The following is a 19570-nucleotide window of genomic DNA, read 5'->3' on the forward strand; positions in this document are numbered from 1 at the left end:
CCAGACAGGCGGCTCACCCACCTCGCAAAGCGATCCTCACCGGGAATGCCCAGCTATTTGTCTTTCTTCTTGTCCTGGAGCGCCTTCAGCACGGCAAAGGGATGGTCCTCGGGGTCAGGCGCGGTGACCTCGGCCTCGAACACGACGCCCGGCTTGCGCGGATAGGGGTCGATCGCCAGGAACAGCGCATCGGTGGCAATCCGGCCGAGGTCGATGGTGCCGTTCATGATGGCCTCCGGCGGATCGACGACCTCCGGCGGCTCCGCGTCGTCCTGCCCCTCCTCGATCAGGTCGGCGAGCCGCCGCGCCTCGGCCTCAGGCGCGAACATCAGGTCTACCTCCTCCTCGATCTCGTTCTCGATCGGGTCGAGCGTGACCACACAAGTCTGGCCGATCCGGGCGCGAACGAGGCCCGTGACCTCGTAACGGCCGCCGCTTTTCGGCACGATTTCGAGGTCGGCCTGGGCGGAAAGGACCTCGCGGATGCCCGCGAGCTCGGCCATGGCCTGCCGTTCGGCGGCTGATGCCTCAAGCTTGCGATGCAGTCCGGTGTCGGGAATCTGCGCGACGATGACCGGGGACCGCCAGGGATCGGGCTTCGATTCTGCGTTCGGTCGGTTCATGGCGTGATGTCCTCGCTGAGCGCTGGAGGAAACTTGAAGGACGCCCCCAGCAGCGCCGTCTCGTCGGTCCGGTCGAGATCGGCCTCCGTGGCCCGCGCGTAGGCCGCGAGTTGCCGCGCCTGGTCCATGCCGGTCCCATTCAGGATATTCTTGCAGATGGCCGCGGCCAGCGCCTCGCCGCCGCCTTCGATGGCCTGGTCATAGGCCTGGACGCGCCCGTAAAACGCCTCGCCGAAGGCCCGCATCCGCTTCGGCACGGTCTGGTCGCCGATCCCCATCTCGCGCAGATTGTCGTCCATGTCCTCGCAGAAGCGGTCGAACAGCGCCTGGGACAGCTCGGTGGCGCCCTGGACCGTGCGCAGGCGGCGCAGCAGCAGCCAGAGATGCAGCAGCAACAGGTCGAATCGCCCGTTAACCGTATCGGGCACGCCCAAGTCGCGGTAAAACATGGGTTCTCGCGCCTGCGTCACGATCATGCCATAGATGGCTTCAATGGTGCCGCGCGGGGCTTGCCGGGGTTTCCTGAAGTGATTGAACGGCCAAACCATTGTGGGTTCCGCAAGCGGGCGTGCGCGTGTTGCAATTGCAGCCTCCGCCCGGTACTTCAGCGCCTCGCGCGACGCAAGGGGACGGAATCAGTTCCGCTATGACGATAACGAACGAGACCAGCCTGCGCGCGGACAAGCGGCGCGGCATTCATGCACGCTGGCGCGGCCTGCGCATGCTCGCGGCCGTCGCTCTGGTCGGGGCCGCCCTTGCCGGCTGCACCGGCGAGCAGTTCCAGAAGGGTTACATCCTGCCGCCCGGCGCGCTGGAACAGATTCCGATCGGCGCGAGCCAGGACCAGGTGCTGATCGTGATGGGCACGCCCTCCACGGTCGCGACCCTCGACGGTGAGGTGTTTTACTACATCTCGCAACGCTCGGAGCGTATCGTCGCCTTCATGAACCAGAGGGTGGTCGACCAGCGCGTGATCGCCGTCTATTTTGACAAGAACCGGCGCGTGCGCCGGCTGGCGAATTACGGTCTCCAGGACGGCAAGATCTTCGACTTCATCAGCCGCACGACACCGACGTCGGGCCAGGAGATGAGTTACCTCACGCCGATCTTCAAACTGCTCAGCTTTAACTGAGCCTTTAGCCTGCGGCGTCGTGCCGCCTCGCACGGCTTGCCGTTGCGCGTTGGGTTCCCTACGCTCCCTGCAAAACAAGAAGCAGGGAGTGGATTCGTGCCCAATAAATTTCTGTCCCGCCGCCGCGTGCTCGCCGGTGCCGCCGGCCTCTCGGCCGCGGCGATCCTGCCGCGATCGAGCCTGGCGGACTGGAAACCCACCGAAAACGTCCGCATCGTCGTGCCGGCTGCAGCCGGCGGTTCGACCGACGTCATGGGCCGCCTCCTGGCCGCACATCTGCAAACCGCCTGGGGCCAATCGGCCGTCGTGGAAAACCGCTCCGGCGGCGGCGGCACGATCGGAACGGCGGAGGTCGTCCGCGCCAAGCCCGATGGTCACACCATCCTGATCGGCAACCCGGGGCCGAACGCGATCGCCTACAGCATTTTCAAGAACCTCACCTACAAGCCGGACCAGCTCCAGCCTGTTACCAACATGATCCGGATCCCGAACATCGTCTCGGCGCATCCGAAGACCGGCATCAAGTCGGTCGCCGAGCTGATCGCCTATCTGAAGGCCAATCCCGACAAGCTCAGCTACGCCTCGTCCGGCGTCGGCCAGAGCCCTCACCTCACCGGCGCCTGGTTCCTGCAGCTCACCGGGCTGAAGATGACGCACATCCCGTTCCGCGGTGCCGGTCCCGCGCTCCAGGCCGCGCTCGCCGGCGACATCCAGATCCTGTTCGACAACCTCTATCCGAGCCTGCCGCAGGTGCAGAACGGCACGCTCAACGGCCTCTGCGTCACCACGACCGAGCGCAGCGACCTTGCGCCGAACCTGCCAACGATGCGCGAGAGCGCGCCGGAGCTGGCGGCTTTCGACGTGTCGTCCTGGTTCTCGGTGTTCCTGCCCAAGGGCGTTCAGCCCGCCGTGCTCGAGGCGCTCAATCTCCAGGTGAAGGCGATGCTGGAGCGCGACGACGTCAAGAAGAACATCGCCGCCATGGGTGCCCGCGCCGACTACGGCACGCCAGAGCAGTTCTCCGCCTTCGTGGATGCCGAAACGAAGAAGTTCGCCGGCATCATCCAGAAGGAAGGGCTGCAGATGGACGTGCAGTAGGTCGCTGGCTCGCCACATGGCCCGACCGGACCTGCCGACCGCCAACGGCGCCACGCTCGTACAGTCTGGGCCAGAATGTCTCTTGACTTAGAGCGCGCTCAAACTCGTAGTTTCCGCGCGTCGTGATGAGAGACAGGCATGAAGATCGGCGAACTCGCGAAGCGTTCCGGACTGACGGCCCACACGATCCGCTACTACGAGCGGATCGGGCTGTTGCCCTACGCCGACCGGGATCGATCCAGCCGACGTGACTACGACGCCTCGATCCTTGCATGGATCGAGTTTCTCGGCCGCCTGAAGACAACCGGCATGCCGATCCGGGACATGCTGCTTTACGCGGAACTCCGGGATCGAGGCAGCGGCACCGAGGCCGAGCGGCGCGCGCTGCTGGAGCGGCACCGTGAAAGCGTGCGTGCCCACGTCGACGAACTGAATGCCTGTCTTCTCGTCCTCGACACCAAGATCGGCGGTTATGCCGAAACGGAACAGAGGATGAAGTATTATGATGCAACACTTCCCGAACGCCGGCGAAAGCCGGTTGGAGCGCGGTCGCCGCGCGCTCGCTGAGATCGACGGAGAGGCCGGCCATAAGGTCGTGGCGGCGCTTGATGACATCGCCCCAGACTTTGCCACCTATGTCTTCGAGTTTCCATTCGGTGACATCTACTCGCGGCCCGGGCTCGACATCCGGTCGCGCGAAATCGCAACGATCGCAGCGCTCGCGGCCATGGGGAACGCCACACCTCAGCTCAAGGTGCATATCGAGGCTGGCCTGAATGTCGGGCTCGGCCGAGAGGAGATTGTCGAGATCCTCATACAGATGGCCGTCTATGCCGGCTTCCCGGCTGCCCTCAACGGCCTGTTCGCAGCGAAGGAGGTATTTGCGCAAAGAGCCGAGGACGGATCGGAGCCGAAAGCCTGAAGCTCTACGGTCGAACCCTGTTTTGTCGTGCAGCCGGACTGCGCGGCCCCTGACAAAGCCCCGCGGCTCGCGCCGCGGGGCTTTGTCTTGGGGTCGTCGAGGCCGCTCAGTGCGCGAGGATCGCCAGCAGCAAGAGCGCCACGATGTTGGTGATCTTGATCATCGGGTTCACCGCCGGTCCCGCCGTGTCCTTGTAGGGATCGCCGACGGTGTCGCCGGTCACCGCCGACTTGTGGGCGTCAGAGCCCTTGCCGCCGAAGTGACCGTCCTCGATGTACTTCTTCGCGTTGTCCCAGGCGCCGCCGCCCGAGGTCATCGAGATCGCGACGAACAGGCCGGTCACGATCACGCCGAGCAGCATCGCGCCGACCGCCGAGAACGCCGCCGACTTGCCGGCCGCGCCGCCGCCCGCGATCGCGTAGATCAGGAAGTAGACGACGATCGGCGACAGCACCGGGAGCAGCGAGGGGATGATCATCTCCTTGATCGCCGCGCGGGTGAGCAGGTCGACCGCCTTGCCGTAATCCGGCTTGTCGGTGCCCTGCATGATGCCCGGCTTCTCGCGGAACTGGCGCCGCACCTCCTCGACGATCGCGCTGGCCGCACGGCCCACGGCCGTCATGCCCATCGCGCCGAACAAATACGGCAGCAGGCCGCCGAACAACAGGCCAACCACCACATACGGGTTGTTGAGCGAGAAGTCCGGATTGACGCCGGCGAAGTAGGTGTGGCGCGCAGAGTCCGCAACGAAGAACTTGAGGTCCTGGTTGTAGGCTGCGAACAGCACCAGCGCGCCGAGACCGGCGGAGCCGATCGCGTAGCCCTTGGTCACCGCCTTGGTGGTGTTGCCGACCGCGTCGAGCGCGTCGGTCGACTTGCGCACCTCCTTCGGCAGGCCCGCCATCTCGGCGATGCCGCCGGCGTTGTCGGTGACCGGGCCGAAGGCGTCGAGCGCGACGACCATGCCGGCCAGCGCCAGCATGGTGGCGGTCGCGATCGCGATGCCGAACAGGCCGGCCAGGCTGTAGGTGACCAGGATGCCGGCGATGATGACGATCGCGGGCAGCGCGGTCGCTTCCATCGAGACGGCGAGACCCTGGATCACGTTGGTGCCGTGACCGGTCACCGAGGCCTGCGCGATCGACTTCACCGGGCGATAGTCCGTGCCGGTGTAGTACTCGGTGATCCAGATGATCAGCGCGGTGACGATGAGGCCGACCACGCCGCACTCGAACAGCGCCATGCCGGTATAGTCGACGCCGTCGAGCTTGCCGAAGCCGATCAGGGAGTAGATCACCCCGGCGATGCCGACCAGCGACAGGATGCCGGTTGCGATCAGGCCCTTGTAGAGCGCGCCCATGATCGACTGGCTCGGCCCGAGCTTCACGAAGAACGTGCCGATGATCGAGGTGATGATGCAGATGCCGCCGATGGCGAGCGGCAGCGTCATCATGTTGGCGAGGATCGGCGTCTTGGCGAAGAAGATCGCCGCGAGCACCATGGTGGCGACCGCGGTCACCGCATAGGTCTCGAACAGGTCGGCGGCCATGCCGGCGCAGTCGCCGACGTTGTCACCGACGTTGTCGGCGATGGTGGCCGGGTTGCGTGGGTCGTCCTCGGGGATGCCGGCCTCGACCTTGCCGACGAGGTCGCCGCCGACGTCCGCACCCTTGGTGAAGATGCCGCCGCCGAGACGGGCGAAGATCGAGATCAGCGAAGCACCGAAGCCGAGCGCCACCATGGCGTCGACCACGGTTCGGCTATCGGGTGCGAGCTTCAGCGAATGGACCAGGAAGCCGAAATAGAGCGTCACGCCGAGCAGCGCGAGACCCGCCACCAGCATGCCGGTGATCGCGCCCGCCTTGAAGGCGAGCTCGAGGCCGCCGGCCAGCGACGTGGTCGCGGCCTGGGCGGTGCGCACATTGGCCCGGACGGAGACGTTCATGCCGATGAAACCGGCCGCACCCGACAGGATGGCGCCGATGGCGAAACCGATCGCGACATAGAGCCCGAGGAAATAGGCAAGCAGCACGAAGATGACGATGCCGACGATGCCGATCGTGGTGTACTGGCGCCGGAGATACGCCTGTGCGCCTTCACGCACCGCTCCCGCGATCTCCTGCATGCGCGGTGACCCCGCATCCGCACTCAACACCGAAGACGTCGCCCAAATCGCGTAGACGACGGAAAGCACTCCGCAGAGCACTATCAACCATAATGCTGTCATGTGATTTTTGCCTCAGATCCTTGATGTACGTACCCCCGGCGCCTTTTGTTTTTCCGTCATGCGGTGCGGCGCCCTTATGTTGAACAGGGCCGCCCCTCGCGCGAAGGTGTGGCCCTGCTCGGTCACAAGCTTGCCAAAATCAAATTGAGGGTGCAACGCCGGATAAGGCCGAAAAAGCCGATCTCGGCAGGTAATTAGACCTAATCCTGAGCGCTTGGCCGCCGGCTTGGTGCCGCGCCGGGAGACGACCTCCGAACCGGGCGCGGCTTGGTGCCGCGGCCACGCCTAGGCCGCCGACCTCACGGGATGACGGGATGTCGAGGCCATTTCCAAGGTCTGCCCGTCCGCTGTCATGCGCCGGCTGAAGATCTTGACGTCGTAGACGCTGCCATTGGGGCCAGCCTCCAGCGTCACCGAAATAACCTGCTCGGGCTTGAGGACGCCGAGCGGCACATCCTGGTCGGGCAGGATGAGCGTCGCCTGCTCATTGACCAACACCACCACAAGATGGCCTTTCGTCATGTTGGTCTTCGACAACAAGCGCAACTGGCCGTGATAAGGCTCCCGGGTCCATGCCGATGGTTGGCCGGGATCGACCACGGCATGAATGTTGTTGGTTCCAGGGTGCAAGGTCAGCACCATCTTCGACTGATCGGGCTTCCATTGCATCGACATCGACGGCATGGTTTTCCAGAGACAATTGAACGCCGCGCACTCACTGGGCAGGCTGTCGTGGATCGTGCAGCCCCGGCCGGGCTTGCAATGCGAGCACCATTTGCCGGCGGCCTTGCCGAGCTCGACCACGTTGTAAACCTTGCAACAGAGCGTGCAGCTTCCGCACTCCCTGCCTGGAACAGTCTGCGTGTTGCTCACACTCGAAACGGCCGCCGTCATCGAATCGCATCCATTGGCTGCTTTCGCATCAATGGACATCGATACATCCGCTTGCTTTCGCCGAGGTTGCGGCAAGCGGCGGCCGGAAAGACCGGCGGATAGATCAGGTTCGAGGCGGACCTGAATTCAGAAGTGGCTGTAGGACAGGCGCGTCAAGGCCAGTTCCTGGCCCTGCCCGTCCAGAAAGCGCGGCCGCTCATGGCCTGCGACGATCGTGCCGATCGCCGTGACGGCCACGCCTGCCGCCTGACCTGCGGCAATCAGCGCATCGCTCTGTGCTGGCGGCACGGTGCACAGCACCTCGTAGTCGTCGCCCCCGGCGAGCAGCGTCTCAACGCAAACGACGTTGCCCGCGATCAGGCCGGCCGCAGCAGCCGAGAGCGGCACGTTCGCGACGTCGATCGTGCCCGAGACGCCGGACGCTGCACAGAGTTTCGTCAGGTCACCGGCGAGCCCGTCGGAGACATCCATCGCGGCCGACGCATGGTCACGCACGGCCTGCGCCAGCACATTGCGCGGCTGCGGGACGCGATAGCGCGAGACCAGCATCTCCTTTGCTTCCTGCTCGGACGCGAGCGCCCCGGCCACCGCGCCGCCCGTGAGCACGTCGAGGCCGAGCGCGGCATCGCCGATCGTTCCGGTCACCAGGATGCGGTCGCCCGGCCGCGCGCCGGTCCGGCCGACCATCCGTCCCTTCGGCACGCGGCCGAAGGCGGTGATCGAGATCATCTGCGGCCCCGGCGTCGACACCGTGTCGCCGCCGAGCAGCGGGCACGCGAAGGTTTTTGCGTCCTCGCCAAGCGCATCAGCGAACGGCCTGAGCCAGGCATCCTCCTTGCTGCGCAGCGCCAGCGTCAGCACGAAGCCGGCCGGCGTTGCGCCCTTGGCGGCGAGATCGGACAGGTTCACCCGCAGCGCTTTTCGCGCAATCGTGTCGGGCGGGTCGCTGGCAAGATAGTGCACCCCCTCGACGACGGCGTCGGTGGTAACGACGATGTCGTCGCCGGATGCGGACAGAACCGCGGCATCGTCGACCAGCCCGAACGCGCCGGGGTCAGTCGCCAGCGGCTTGAAATAGCGCGCGATGAGGGAGTCTTCGGCGGAGGGGTTGTGCGGGTTTGCCATCAACGCCAGCCTCACCCCTCGCCGTCATCGCCCGGCTTGACCGGGCGATCCAGTATTCCAGAGACAGTCGTTTGAAATCGATAGGTCGCGGCGTACTGGATGCCCCGCCTTCGCGGGGCATGACAGGGGAGCGTGAGGCAGCCGCGTTGCATCACTTCACCGCCCTCGCGAATGTCTACCCTCGCCCGAACTCGTCGCCACGAAACTGGCGGCCGATCTGGTCGAGAACCGCGTTCACCATGCCGGTCTCCTCGCGATCGACGAAGGCGTTGGCGACGTCGACATATTCGGACACGACGACGCGGCCCGGCACGTCCTTGCGATGCTGGAGCTCGTAGGCCCCTGCCCGCAGCACAGCGCGCAGGATGGCCTCGATGCGCTTCAGCGGCCAGCCCGTCGACAGCGCCTCGTCGATCAGGGGATCCAGCTTCTTCTGGTCGCGCACGACGCCCGAGACGACGTCGCGGAAGAACGCGGCTTCCGCCGGCAAATAGGTGTCGCCCTCGACCTCGTTGCCGAGCCAGTGGCTTTCGAACTCCGCAAAGATGTCGTTGATGCCGGCGCCGGCGATGTCCATCTGGTACAGCGCCTGGACGGCCGCGAGCCGCGCCGCACCGCGCCGGTTCGCCTTCTTCTCCGGAGCGCCCGCCGCCGGTTTTTTGTTGTTGTCGGCCATCGCTCAGGCCCGCGCCAGGCGGCGTTTGATGCGCAGCATGGCAAGCGCCGCGCGCGCGGCATCGCCGCCCTTGTTGAGCTCGCTGGCGCGCGCCCGCGCCCAGGCCTGGTCCTCGTTGTTGACGGTGAGGATGCCGTTGCCGAGCGGCAGCTTCCGCGCCACCGCGAGATCCATCAGCGCACGCGAGGATTCCTGCGAGACGATCTCGAAATGGATGGTGTCGCCGCGGATCACGCAGCCGAGCGCGATCACCGCGTCATAGGGCTTGCCGTTTGCGGCAGCCGCGTCGATCGCGATGGCGATCGCCGCCGGGATTTCCAGCGCGCCGGGAACCGTGATGACGTCATGCGTCAGCCCGGCCGCCTTCAGCTCGGTCACCGCGCCGTCCAGAAGCGCATCCTGGAGATCGTCATAGAACCGCGCCTCGACAATCAGCGCGCGTGCGCCGGAAATGTCGGTCTGGTCCTTCAGGGGTGCGCGTCGCGCGTCTGCCATCGTCAAAATCCGTTCTACAGAGGTCGGCGCGTTATGTAGTCGCCGCAGGCTGGTAAGCCAAGTTTTAAACTGTCGTTCCGGCTTCGCCGGTCACTTCATTTCCGTCAGCCGCGCTGCGTAGCGGGCCATCAGGTCGACCTCGATATTGACCTCTGCACCCGCCTTCCAGCCGCCGATCATCGTGACCGTCAGCGTGTGCGGGATGATCAAGACCGAAAAGGTCACGTCCTTCACCGTATTGACGGTCAGCGAGACGCCGTCGAGCGTGATCGAGCCCTTGGTGGCGATGAATCGCGCGAGCTCCCGCGTGGTCGAGAGCTCGAACCGCGCCATATCAGGCAGGTCCTCGCGGCTGACCAGGGTCGCAATGCCGTCGGCGTGGCCGGCGACGATATGGCCGCCGAGCTCGTCGCCTATCTTCAGCGCACGCTCGAGATTGAGCCTGGTCCCGACCTTCCAGTGCCTTGCCGTCGTCAACGCCAGCGTCTCGGCGGCGGCATCGACGTCGAACCAGGTTCTGCCGGCTTCGACGCCGGAAGCGACCACCGTCAGGCAGACGCCGTTGCAGGCGATCGAGGCGCCGTCGGCGATCGTGGTCTGATCGTAGCGGCAGGCGATGCGCAACCGATGCAACTGGCCCTGCGCCGTTGGCGTGAAGCCGACGATCTCGCCGATATCGGTGACAATGCCAGTGAACATTACGAGCGCTCGTAGATGGTGAGAGTATCCCTGTCGAATGTCTCGCTAGCATGAACCTTATAGGCCTGCGACTGCGTGATTTTCGACAGGGGCAATGCATCGAGCGCATCGACGCCGCCGGGGCCGACCTCTTCCGCGCCGCGGAACAGCCAGATCTCGTCGGCGAGGTCGGCCGCGATGAAGGACGCCGCAACGCGGCTGCCGCCTTCGACCAGTAGCCGTGAGATGCCCCTCTCGGCCAGCGTGTGCAGCACGGCCGAAAGATCGAACCCGGAAGCGCTCCCTGGCGGTATGCGGATGATCTGAACGCCCGCCGCCCCGAGCCGCGTCGCGGCCGCGGCTTCCGCAAGCTCGGAGCCGATCACCCAGACCGGCGTCTCCCGCGCGGAACGACCAAGCTGGCTCGCGGCCGGAATACGCAGATTCTGGTCGAGCACGACGCGTACGGGAGAACGTGCTTCCATGCCCGGCAGGCGACAGTTGAGCTGCGGATCATCCGCCAGCACCGTGCCGATGCCGACCAGGATGGCGTCGCTCTGTGCGCGGAGCAAATGCACGCAGTTGCGCACGGCCTCGCCCGTGATCGCAAGCGGCTTGCCGCCAGCGGCACCGATCTTGCCGTCAGGCGAGACCGCGAGCTTCAGGATCACATGCGGGCGCTTGTCGCGGATGCGGCGAAAATGCCCTGCGTGATCGAACGCGGCCTCTGCCGCGCACAGACCCACATCCACCGTGATGCCGGCGGCGCGCAAGCGCGCATGACCCTGGCCCGCGACTTCAGGATTGGGATCCTCGATCGCCGCAACCACCCGCGTGATGCCGGCTGCGATCACCGCGTCTGCGCAAGGCGGCGACTTGCCGAAATGCGAGCATGGCTCGAGCGTGACGTAGAGCGTGGCGCCGCGCGCGGCCTCGCCTGCGCGCCGCAGCGCTTCGGGCTCGCCATGCGGCCGCCCGCCCGGCTGCGTCCAGCCGCGGCCGACGATGACCCCGTCTTTCACGATGACCGCGCCGACGGCGGGATTGGGCCAGGTGCGCCCCTGCCCGCGCCGGCCGAGCGCCAGCGCAAGCTGCATGAAGCGGCGATCGGCGTCTTTGGACTCGCGGGCCTTCTGCGCGAACTGATCCTCCAGGATCCGGAAGATCATTTGCGGATCGCGGCGAGCCGCGCTTCCTCCTCACCGGAGAGCTCGCCGAGCACGTCGGCGAAATCCTTGGCCTCGCGGAAATTGCGGTAGACGGAGGCGAAGCGCACATAGGCGACGTCGTCGAGCGTGCGCAGATGCTCCATCACGGTCTCGCCGATCACCTCGGAGGAGATCTCGGCCTCGCCGCCGGTCTCGAGCTCGCGGACGATGGTGGAGACCATTTTCTCCACCCGCTCCGGCTCGACCTGTCGCTTGCGCAAGCTGATCGACACCGACCGCATCAGCTTGTCGCGGTCGAACGGCACGCGGCGGCCGTTGCGCTTGATCACCGTGAGCTCGCGCAGCTGCACGCGCTCGAAGGTGGTGAAACGGAAATTGCAGGCGACGCACACGCGCCGCCTGCGGATGACGGAAGAATCCTCGGTCGGACGCGAGTCCTTTACCTGCGTATCGAGACTGTTGCAGTTCGGGCAGCGCATCCGTTTACCCTAGACCTTACTGATAGATCGGGAACCGGTCAGTGAGCGCCTTGACCCGTTCCTTGATCGCGGCTTCGACGAGCGGCGCCTTGCCGTCATCGGATTGCGCGATCGCGTTCAGGACCTCGGCGATCATGCCGCCGACCTGCTGGAATTCGGCGACGCCGAAGCCGCGGGTCGTCGCAGCGGGCGTGCCGAGACGCAGGCCCGAGGTGACGAACGGCTTTTCGGGGTCGAACGGAATGCCGTTCTTGTTGCAGGTGATGGCAGCGCGAACCAGCGCCTTCTCCGAGACGTTGCCCTTCAGGCCCTTCGGCCTGAGGTCGACGAGCATCAAATGGTTATCGGTGCCGCCCGAGACAATATCGAAGCCGTGGCTCTTCATCGCCTCCGCCAGCGCCTTGGCGTTCTCGACGACGTTCTTCGCATAGACCTTGAAGTCCGGACGCAGCGCCTCGCCGAAGGCAACCGCCTTCGCCGCGATCACATGCATCAGGGGACCGCCCTGCAGGCCCGGGAAGATCGCCGAGTTGAGCTTCTTGGCGAGCGCCTCGTCGTTGGAGAGGATCAGGCCGCCGCGCGGACCGCGCAGCGACTTGTGCGTCGTGGTGGTGGTGACGTGCGCATACGGCACGGGCGAGGCATGCACGCCGCCGGCGACGAGGCCCGCGAAGTGCGCCATGTCGACCAGGAGATACGCGCCTACGCTGTCAGCGATCTCGCGGAAGCGCTTGAAGTCCCAGGCGCGCGAATAGGCCGAGCCGCCGGCGACGATCAGCTTCGGCTTGACCTCTTCGGCCTGCTTGGCGACCGCGTCCATGTCGATGATCTGGTCCTCGCGGCGCACCGTGTAGTGCGCGGCCTTGAACCATTTGCCGCTCATGTTGACGGGCGAGCCGTGGGTGAGATGGCCGCCGGCCGCGAGGTCGAGACCCATGAAAGTGTCGCCGGGCTGGAGCAGCGCCAGGAACACCGCCTGGTTCATCTGGCTGCCGGAGTTCGGCTGCACGTTGGCGAAGCCGGCACCGAACAGCTTCTTGGCGCGATCGATCGCGAGGTTCTCGGCAACGTCGACCCACTCACAACCGCCATAGTAGCGCGCGCCCGGATAGCCTTCCGCGTATTTGTTGGTCATCACCGAACCCTGCGCTTCCAGCACGGCCCGGCTGACGATGTTCTCGGAGGCGATCAGCTCGACTTCATGGCGCTGCCGGCCGAGCTCGCCCTTGATGGCGGCGGCGATTTCCGGGTCGGCCTGCTCGAGCGAGGCGGTGAAAAACGAATCGGGCGCGGAGGCGGTTTTGGCTGACGTCATCTTGCGAATATCTCCACCGCCGCAGCCTTTTGGCGGGCTACGGGCGGTCTGGTGTGGCGATCGGAAGCGGCGAGCGCGATCTACCACATCGCCCGCCCCCGGCCAAGTATTTGCGGGTCGGGCCTGATATTTATGCAAGATATGGTGGGGGACCGGAGGATCCGGGCGGCAGGACGGCTCTCTGGAACCGTCCGCCCCGATCAGTCCTGAAGGGTCCGATATGGACCTTATAATCCGTGCGGGCGCCGGCCGATCGGGCCCGCCCCTACAGCCCGGTGTACCCCGCCTTCACAGGATCCACGCTGCCGTCGAGCTGGCGCAGATAGGTCAGTCCGCACACCGTCAACCTGTGAGTGTCCTTCTCGCCGGCTTCCATCAACGTGTTGAGGTAATTCGTCACCTTCATGCGCGCCTCCTCGCTCGCCGCAGCGGTGCGGTTGGCGAGCAGGTCATAGGTCTGCATGATGCGGTCGATGGCAGCTTCCATAGCACCCTCTGCTTCTCTGGAAATTTGGGAGTTCTGATCAGGCAACCGCTCTGGCCTCGGACTGCGCCTCGAACCTGGCGATGGCCTTGTTGGCCAGCCTGATCTTGTTGAATTCGCCGTGCTGGATCAGCTTGATGATGATCTCGAGCAGGCTCTCGTTGGTGACGAGCGTGTCGGGGATCGCGCCGGAGCGACGGAGATAATTCGCGGCGATGGCGTAGGCATCGCTCACGAGTTCGACGTTCATTGCCTGAAGCCCGCGCTCGACCAGCATCGCATCCTCCGATCCGAAGAAGTAACTGCGATGCGGGGAACTGGTTCCGAAGGCCGGGTAATTATTTCGCAGTCGCGAAGACGACAAAACGCACCGGTCCGGGCAAGGCCGGGCCGGCGCGCTTGGGGAAGTTAGGCACGTTCGGGAGGCTTGCCGGTCTTGTTGTGGGCCGGCTTGGCCAAGTCCCGTCGAAAAGAACTCAGAGACGATACAGGATCTGGTCGGTCCAGAACCGCTCGAGGCGGTGCAGCGACTTGTTGAGGGTCGAGAACTCCTCGCCCGAGATGCCGCCGACCTGCTCCACCGTCTTGACGTGCTTCTGGTAGAGGGAGTCGACGATGCGGCGGACTTCCTGGCCCTGCGGCGTCAGGCGGATGCGCACCGAGCGGCGATCAACGCGCGAGCGCTGATGATCGAGGAAGCCGAGCTCGACGAGCTTCTTCAGATTGTAGGAGACGTTGGAGCCGAGATAATAACCGCGCGTGCGCAGTTCGCCCGCGGTCAGCTCCTTGTCGCCGATGTTGTAGAGCAGGAGCGCCTGCACCGAGTTGATGTCCGCACGGCCGCGGCGATCGAATTCATCCTTGATGACGTCGAGGAGCCGGCGATGCAGCCGCTCCACCAGAGTCAAAGCTTCCAGATAGAGCGACTGTACCGAACCCTGCTGGCCGGAGACGCGCTCTGCCGTATCGGCCGCAGTTGCGACGGCTTTCATCATGACACTTCCCCTGTTGTCGTTTTTATCGACACTTATTCGACGAAACTTGTGTCCCGTCTGATAGGTGCAACTTAAGGGGCTCGTTTGAAGATCGGCTTAAATAAGAGAATAAAGAGATCATGAATTTAAGACAGTGAATTGCGGATTAAGCCTGTGCCACAAGCACTTTTCGCAACCGTCTGTTGACTCTCGCAAGGTCCTGTTCACCCTCCGTCCGCACCTGATGTCGCATTCCAGAACAGCCCCGCCCCGTTTCGAAACGGCCGCGTAAGAGCTGTGGCGGAACACGCTGGTTAGTGAAAAGTTACGGCAAATCTTACGCAACCATCGGTCAACCAAGTGCGACACTCTCGTGTCCCGGACAGGCGCAGCGAAACGCAGAGCCGAGATGTCCCAAAGCGAGATCGCAACGAAATGGGCCCCGGCCCTGCAACGCATCACGCCGCAAGTGTGGCGCGCTGCATGGCGCCCGGGGCACGAGAGTATTCTTGTCAGCGACGAAGTCGCCTACGGCGGCCGTTCGCGCGCGGCCATCCAGGCGAGCGCCAGATACGCAGCGAGCATGAAGGCTTCGACGCCGACGACGATCAGGCTGCCGCCATAGATGCCCGGGAACATCAGCTCGATCACCGCCATCGACACCACGGTCGTCAGCCACACCACCGCGCCCCAGGGCGTCGCCAGCCAGAGGCCGACCGCGGCAACGAGCTCGATCACGGCGAAGTATACGGTGGCGGCCTGCCAAGCCATCGACTGGTTCTCGAACGCCTCGTCCTCGCCGCCGACGAAGCCGGTGACCTGGGCCCAGTGATAGAGGCCCTTGAGGATCGAGAGCAGCGCCATCACCCGCAGGAACAACACCAGCCGGCGCGTCCAGACATTGTCGTCGGACTCGGGGCGCTCCGACGAGATCGCCGCCACCGACATCGCATTGTCTCTGGCAGCGTCCCTGGCACTGGCGCCGTCGCGGGCCGCATCGCGGGTGGAGATCTCGGACATGGCCCCCTTCTGGCTGTTTCGCCCCGCAAAATCAATCGCCTGCCATCCCTTGCGGCAAGTCAAGCCGCGGTGGCGGGAACCATGCGAGCTGGTATAAGAATAATTCCAGCCGGAGGAAGAATGATGGCCATCAAATACGGACGTCCGATCGAATTGCGCGAAGTTTCGCGCCGGGATGGCACTGCGGCCTCCCCTGCCCTCGATCTGACCGTCCGCCCGCGCCGCAATCGCAAGGCCGAATGGGCCCGGCGCATGGTGCGCGAGAATGTGCTGACGACGGACGATCTGATCTGGCCGCTGTTCCTGATCGACGGCGACAACAAGCGCGAGCAGATCGCCTCGATGCCGGGCGTCGAGCGCCTCAGCGTCGACCAGGCCGTGCGTGAGGCCGAGCGCGCGATGAAGCTCACCATCCCCTGCCTCGCGCTGTTTCCCTACACCGATCCGTCCCTGCGCGACGAGGAAGGCTCGGAAGCGACCAATCCGAACAATCTGGTCTGCCAGGCGGTGCGCGCGATCAAGAAGGAGTTTCCGGAGATCGGCATCCTCTGCGACGTCGCGCTCGATCCCTTCACCAGCCACGGCCATGACGGCCTGATCTCCGACGGCAAGATCTTGAACGACGAGACGGTCGCGGTGCTGGTGCGTCAGGCGCTGGTGCAGGCCGAAGCCGGCTGCGACATCATCGCGCCCTCCGACATGATGGACGGCCGCGTCGCCGCGATCCGCGAGGGGCTGGACCGTTCAGGCCTGCTCGACGTGCAGATCATGGCCTATGCCGCCAAATACGCCTCCGCCTTCTATGGCCCGTTCCGCGATGCCATCGGCTCGGCCAAGACGCTGACGGGCGACAAGCGTACCTACCAGATGGACAGCGCCAACACCGACGAGGCGCTGCGCGAGGTCGAGCTCGACATCGCCGAGGGCGCCGACATGGTGATGGTGAAGCCCGGCATGCCCTATCTCGACGTGGTGCGCCGCGTGAAGGACACCTTCGCAATGCCGACCTTCGCCTACCAGGTCTCCGGCGAATACGCGATGATCGCAGCCGCCGCGAACAACGGCTGGCTCGACGGCGAGCGCGCGATGATGGAGAGCCTGGTCGCCTTCAAGCGCGCCGGCGCCGATGGCGTGCTCAGCTACTTTGCGCCGAAGGTGGCGGAGAAGCTGCGGAGCCAAGCGTAAGGGGTGCCGTAGGGTGGGCAAAGCGTAGCGTGCCCACCATTTTTGAATGGTGACGTGGATCGATGGTGGGCACGGTGCTTCGCACCTTTGCCCACCCTACGCCACCTCACGATCCCGCCCCCGAATCGCCGGAATATTTCGGCTTGTTGACGCCCGTGCGCCCTTGGCACGGGGATGGCCTGTTCCCATGTCCTGCCTTGAGGGTTTCCTCTGGGAGAACGGACCATGTCGTACGACTCGGGTAGTTCAGGCGTCTGGCGCAACGACGGCGGCGCACAGCCGCACGCCTACGACCCTGACCTGCATCCGGAGCTGTTCCGCGGCGTCGCGACGCGGCGGGCGTTCGCCTTCCTGATCGATCTGGTCATCATCTCGGTGCCGGTGATCCTTGGCTATATCTTCATTTTCGTGTTCGGCGTGGTCACCCTCGGCGTCGGCTTTCTTCTGTTCGGGATCGCCTGGCCGGCTTCCGTGGTCTGGGCCATCGTCTATTACGGCGCCTGCATCGGCGGCTCCTCGTCCGCGACGATCGGCATGCGCCTGATGGATCTGGAGCTGCGCACCTGGTACGGCGCGCCCGGCTATTTCGTGCTCGGCGCGACCCATGCCGTGCTGTTCTGGGTGACGGTCTCGTTCCTGACGCCCTTCGTGGTGCTGGTCGGCCCATTCAATGGCCGCCGTCGCCTGCTGCACGATTTCGTGCTGGGAACCGTCGTGATCAACAACTCGGTCCGCGCGCCCGTCCCGCAGGCGGCCAGGACCTGGTGATCAAGGACTTGGTGATCAAGGACCTGTCAACCAGGACCGACTAAGCTGACTGATCTGCCCTGCCGAGTAGACCGATTGACCGGGGGCCTTCGTAGCGCGATGCTGATACCCACTTTGGAGGCCCACGACGTCCCTTGACCCAGCACTCGCGCGACACCCCACAATTTTACCTCACGGCGCCATCCCCCTGCCCGTATCTGCCGGGCCGGCATGAGCGCAAGGTGTTCACGCACCTCGTGGGCGAACGCGCAGGCGACCTCAACGACCTCCTGACCCATGGCGGGTTCCGCCGCAGTCAGTCGATCGCCTACCGGCCGGCCTGTGACCAATGCCGTGCCTGCGTCTCGGTCCGGGTCGTGGCCAATGAGTTCCGCCCCTCCCGCAACTTCCGAAAAGTCATCGCGCGCAACGCCGACATCATCGGCGAGCAGCGCAGCGCGGTGCCGACCTCCGAGCAATATTCGGTGTTCCGCGCCTATCTCGACGCCCGCCATCGCCATGGCGGCATGGCCGACATGACCGTGCTCGACTACGCCATGATGGTTGAGGACAGCCATGTCGAGACCCGCATCATCGAGTACCGCAAGCGTGGCCCCGACAGCGGCATCACCGGCCGCGGCGAGGAGCTGATCGCGGTGGCGCTGACCGACGTGCTCAGCGACGGCCTGTCGATGGTCTACTCGTTCTTCGAGCCGAGCCAGGTCAGCCGCTCGATGGGCACCTTCATGATCCTCGACCACATCGCCCGCGCCCGCCGGCAAGGCCTGCCCTACGTCTATCTCGGGTACTGGATCGAGGGCTCCAAGAAGATGGACTACAAGGCCCGCTTCCTGCCGCAGCAGCGCCTCGCGCCGTCAGGCTGGCTGCGCATCGACGCGCAGGGGGATGCGGCGTCAGAGCCGCAGGATTGATGGTGCGCGCACGCTCTCTCGTCATGCCCCGCGAAGGCGGGGCATCCAGTACGCCGCGGCAGCCGTGGTGAGAGCGAACTCTCCAACTAAGGCCTCTGGGATACGCGATACTGGATCGCCCGCCTTCTGTTTAGTCCGGAGACATAGCTGACACCTGTTCGGACACATCACTGACAGGTTGGGCGTTGGTCAAGTCGATGGATGCGACCTGCCAGCTGGCGAAGAAGATTCCGTAGTGGCCGTCACGATCCAGCGGTCGGATGGCGAGACGTTCGCGTGCGAAAGCCTGGGGAACTTTCCAGAAGCGCCCCTTGAAGGAGATGTAGGGTCTTGTCGATGAGACCCTGCGCACGATCTCGCCGCTGTCATACGCGACGTTCGGAACGCGGGCCGGCATGGCACGGGCACTTGGCCGGAAGCGATCGGCAGGGACGTGCATATCCAGGCCCTCGTGGGGCCGCTCCAGATTGTAGACCGGCCGCCAGGCATCGAAGGCACGCTGGACTTCCGGGAGGGTGCGGAAGCGGCGCATGGCAAAGACCTCGGCCTTCAGGGTGCGATGGAAGCGTTCGTTCTTGCCGCGGGCCTGTGGATGGCACGGCCTGGCATGGACCACCCTGACGCCAAGCTTGAGCAGCCACACCTTCAGTCCGGTCCAACGAATGCCGGACGTGTCGCCCCAGGGTGAGCCGTTGTCGGTGTAGAAGGCCTCCGGCAGGCCATAGCAGCGGAACGTCGCCGTCAGGTGATCCTGCACGGTCAGACGCTGCTCGTCGGCACAGGCCTTCAGGCACAGAACATAGCGCGAGTGATCGTCGACGATTGTGAGCGGATGGCAGCGCGTTCCGTTGGCGAGCGGCAGGTGCCCCTTGAAGTCCATCTGCCACAGCAGGTTGGGAGCTTCCTTCTCGAAGCGGTGCCCCGGATTTGGCGGTGCATTCTCGCTGGGGCTGACCCGGCCGTTCCGGCACAGGATCTGGTGCACCGTTGACGGCACAGGCACCGTCTGCCCGCCCCGCTTCAGGCAATGGGCGATCTTCCGCGCTCCCCAGGCCGGATGCTTGTCGCGCACAGCCAGAACCTGCGTCTCGACCGCGGGCTCACTCCGCCTGGGCATCGCGTGCGGGCGCCGCGAGCGGTCGGCCAGCTCCCGATCACCGGCCTGCCAGCGCGCCAGCCACTTGTAGCCAACATCAGGACTGATGTTGAACCGGCGGCAGAGCTCGCGCCGATTGGCTCCCTCTTGCAAAGCAAGCCGCACAAACTCGTGGCGCTGATCCATTACTGACACCTCATTCCAAGGCATGGACGGCCTCCCGAATCGGACCAATCCAGCCAATGTTGATGTGTCAGCTATGTCTCCGAACACCCGTCAGTGATCTGTCCGGGCTAAAC

23 protein-coding genes are annotated in these 19570 nt (G+C 65.1%); 7 read left to right on the forward strand and 16 right to left on the reverse strand.

Going from position 1 to position 19570, the window contains the following annotated elements:
* Nucleotides 1-53: 53 nt before the first annotated feature.
* Nucleotides 54-623 carry a DUF177 domain-containing protein gene (locus NLM15_RS25555; protein WP_254120207.1) on the reverse strand — a complete coding sequence of 190 codons (570 nt, stop codon included), beginning with the start codon at nucleotides 621-623 and terminating at the stop codon, nucleotides 54-56.
* Entirely contained in the window at nucleotides 620-1171 is a 552-nt protein-coding gene (locus NLM15_RS25560) for a ubiquinol-cytochrome C chaperone family protein (RefSeq protein ID WP_254120208.1), read from the reverse strand. Before NLM15_RS25560 ends, NLM15_RS25555 begins: the two co-directional genes overlap by 4 nt.
* Before the next feature lie 98 nt (nucleotides 1172-1269).
* Here NLM15_RS25560 and NLM15_RS25565 point away from each other — a divergent pair, with 98 nt between their 5' ends.
* The 4 genes from NLM15_RS25565 to NLM15_RS25580 all read left to right on the forward strand — a co-directional run bounded on the left by NLM15_RS25565 (nucleotide 1270) and on the right by NLM15_RS25580 (nucleotide 3775).
* The gene (locus tag NLM15_RS25565) at nucleotides 1270-1755 is read left to right on the forward strand and encodes an outer membrane protein assembly factor BamE (RefSeq protein WP_254120209.1); all 486 of its coding nucleotides are present in this window, start codon (nucleotides 1270-1272) and stop codon (nucleotides 1753-1755) included.
* 96 nt (nucleotides 1756-1851) lie between these two features.
* Nucleotides 1852-2853, forward strand: a complete 1002-nt coding sequence (locus NLM15_RS25570) for a tripartite tricarboxylate transporter substrate binding protein (RefSeq protein ID WP_254120210.1) — start codon at nucleotides 1852-1854, stop codon at nucleotides 2851-2853.
* Nucleotides 2854-2991: 138 nt separating this feature from the next.
* Nucleotides 2992-3420 carry a MerR family transcriptional regulator gene (locus NLM15_RS25575; RefSeq protein ID WP_254120211.1) on the forward strand — a complete coding sequence of 143 codons (429 nt, stop codon included), beginning with the start codon at nucleotides 2992-2994 and terminating at the stop codon, nucleotides 3418-3420.
* Nucleotides 3359-3775, forward strand: coding sequence for a carboxymuconolactone decarboxylase family protein (locus tag NLM15_RS25580; protein WP_254124406.1), 417 nt, complete (start codon nucleotides 3359-3361; stop codon nucleotides 3773-3775). The genes NLM15_RS25575 and NLM15_RS25580 overlap by 62 nt, the downstream gene beginning before the upstream one ends.
* Nucleotides 3776-3881: 106 nt before the next feature.
* Here the strand turns inward: NLM15_RS25580 and NLM15_RS25585 are convergent, their stop codons facing one another.
* From NLM15_RS25585 to NLM15_RS25645, 13 genes are all read right to left on the reverse strand, one after another.
* A complete protein-coding gene (locus NLM15_RS25585) occupies nucleotides 3882-6002 on the reverse strand; it encodes a sodium-translocating pyrophosphatase (protein ID WP_254120212.1) in 2121 nt (706 codons plus the stop codon).
* 285 nt (nucleotides 6003-6287) lie between these two features.
* Nucleotides 6288-6935, reverse strand: a complete 648-nt coding sequence (locus NLM15_RS25590; protein ID WP_254120213.1) for a hypothetical protein — start codon at nucleotides 6933-6935, stop codon at nucleotides 6288-6290.
* Between the two features lie 87 nt (nucleotides 6936-7022).
* Nucleotides 7023-8021, reverse strand: a complete 999-nt coding sequence (thiL, locus tag NLM15_RS25595) for a thiamine-phosphate kinase (RefSeq protein WP_254120214.1) — start codon at nucleotides 8019-8021, stop codon at nucleotides 7023-7025.
* 175 nt (nucleotides 8022-8196) lie between these two features.
* Nucleotides 8197-8697, reverse strand: coding sequence for a transcription antitermination factor NusB (gene nusB, locus NLM15_RS25600; protein WP_254120215.1), 501 nt, complete (start codon nucleotides 8695-8697; stop codon nucleotides 8197-8199).
* Between the two features lie 3 nt (nucleotides 8698-8700).
* Nucleotides 8701-9192 carry a 6,7-dimethyl-8-ribityllumazine synthase gene (gene ribH / locus NLM15_RS25605; protein ID WP_254120216.1) on the reverse strand — a complete coding sequence of 164 codons (492 nt, stop codon included), beginning with the start codon at nucleotides 9190-9192 and terminating at the stop codon, nucleotides 8701-8703.
* Between the two features lie 90 nt (nucleotides 9193-9282).
* On the reverse strand, nucleotides 9283-9891 hold the full coding sequence (locus tag NLM15_RS25610) for a riboflavin synthase (protein WP_254120217.1): 609 nt from the start codon (nucleotides 9889-9891) through the stop codon (nucleotides 9283-9285).
* Nucleotides 9891-11039, reverse strand: coding sequence for a bifunctional diaminohydroxyphosphoribosylaminopyrimidine deaminase/5-amino-6-(5-phosphoribosylamino)uracil reductase RibD (gene ribD, locus NLM15_RS25615; protein ID WP_254120218.1), 1149 nt, complete (start codon nucleotides 11037-11039; stop codon nucleotides 9891-9893). The genes NLM15_RS25610 and ribD overlap by 1 nt, the downstream gene beginning before the upstream one ends.
* The gene (gene nrdR / locus NLM15_RS25620) at nucleotides 11036-11518 is read right to left on the reverse strand and encodes a transcriptional regulator NrdR (protein WP_007603426.1); all 483 of its coding nucleotides are present in this window, start codon (nucleotides 11516-11518) and stop codon (nucleotides 11036-11038) included. The genes ribD and nrdR overlap by 4 nt, the downstream gene beginning before the upstream one ends.
* Nucleotides 11519-11534: 16 nt before the next feature.
* The gene (gene glyA, locus NLM15_RS25625) at nucleotides 11535-12833 is read right to left on the reverse strand and encodes a serine hydroxymethyltransferase (protein WP_254120219.1); all 1299 of its coding nucleotides are present in this window, start codon (nucleotides 12831-12833) and stop codon (nucleotides 11535-11537) included.
* 265 nt (nucleotides 12834-13098) lie between these two features.
* On the reverse strand, nucleotides 13099-13320 hold the full coding sequence (locus NLM15_RS25630; protein WP_254120220.1) for a hypothetical protein: 222 nt from the start codon (nucleotides 13318-13320) through the stop codon (nucleotides 13099-13101).
* A 37-nt stretch (nucleotides 13321-13357) separates the two neighbouring features.
* The gene (locus NLM15_RS25635) at nucleotides 13358-13594 is read right to left on the reverse strand and encodes a hypothetical protein (protein WP_254120221.1); all 237 of its coding nucleotides are present in this window, start codon (nucleotides 13592-13594) and stop codon (nucleotides 13358-13360) included.
* A 199-nt stretch (nucleotides 13595-13793) separates the two neighbouring features.
* Entirely contained in the window at nucleotides 13794-14312 is a 519-nt protein-coding gene (gene ldtR / locus NLM15_RS25640) for a transcriptional regulator LdtR (protein WP_011087797.1), read from the reverse strand.
* Nucleotides 14313-14819: 507 nt separating this feature from the next.
* On the reverse strand, nucleotides 14820-15311 hold the full coding sequence (locus NLM15_RS25645; protein ID WP_166342078.1) for a DUF6163 family protein: 492 nt from the start codon (nucleotides 15309-15311) through the stop codon (nucleotides 14820-14822).
* 123 nt (nucleotides 15312-15434) lie between these two features.
* On the opposite strand from NLM15_RS25645, the gene hemB reads away from it, so the two are divergent.
* The 3 genes from hemB (at nucleotide 15435) to NLM15_RS25660 (ending at nucleotide 18175) form a co-directional block, all read left to right on the forward strand.
* Nucleotides 15435-16496 carry a porphobilinogen synthase gene (gene hemB / locus NLM15_RS25650; protein WP_254124408.1) on the forward strand — a complete coding sequence of 354 codons (1062 nt, stop codon included), beginning with the start codon at nucleotides 15435-15437 and terminating at the stop codon, nucleotides 16494-16496.
* A 225-nt stretch (nucleotides 16497-16721) separates the two neighbouring features.
* The gene (locus NLM15_RS25655; protein ID WP_254120222.1) at nucleotides 16722-17264 is read left to right on the forward strand and encodes an RDD family protein; all 543 of its coding nucleotides are present in this window, start codon (nucleotides 16722-16724) and stop codon (nucleotides 17262-17264) included.
* Between the two features lie 134 nt (nucleotides 17265-17398).
* Nucleotides 17399-18175, forward strand: a complete 777-nt coding sequence (locus NLM15_RS25660) for an arginyltransferase (protein ID WP_254120223.1) — start codon at nucleotides 17399-17401, stop codon at nucleotides 18173-18175.
* A 130-nt stretch (nucleotides 18176-18305) separates the two neighbouring features.
* On the opposite strand, the gene NLM15_RS25665 is transcribed toward NLM15_RS25660, so the two are convergent.
* On the reverse strand, nucleotides 18306-19481 hold the full coding sequence (locus tag NLM15_RS25665; protein WP_254115031.1) for an IS481 family transposase: 1176 nt from the start codon (nucleotides 19479-19481) through the stop codon (nucleotides 18306-18308).
* Nucleotides 19482-19570 lie beyond the last annotated feature (89 nt).

Source organism: Bradyrhizobium sp. CCGB20 (assembly GCF_024199855.1).
Taxonomy (GTDB): Bacteria; Pseudomonadota; Alphaproteobacteria; order Rhizobiales; family Xanthobacteraceae; genus Bradyrhizobium.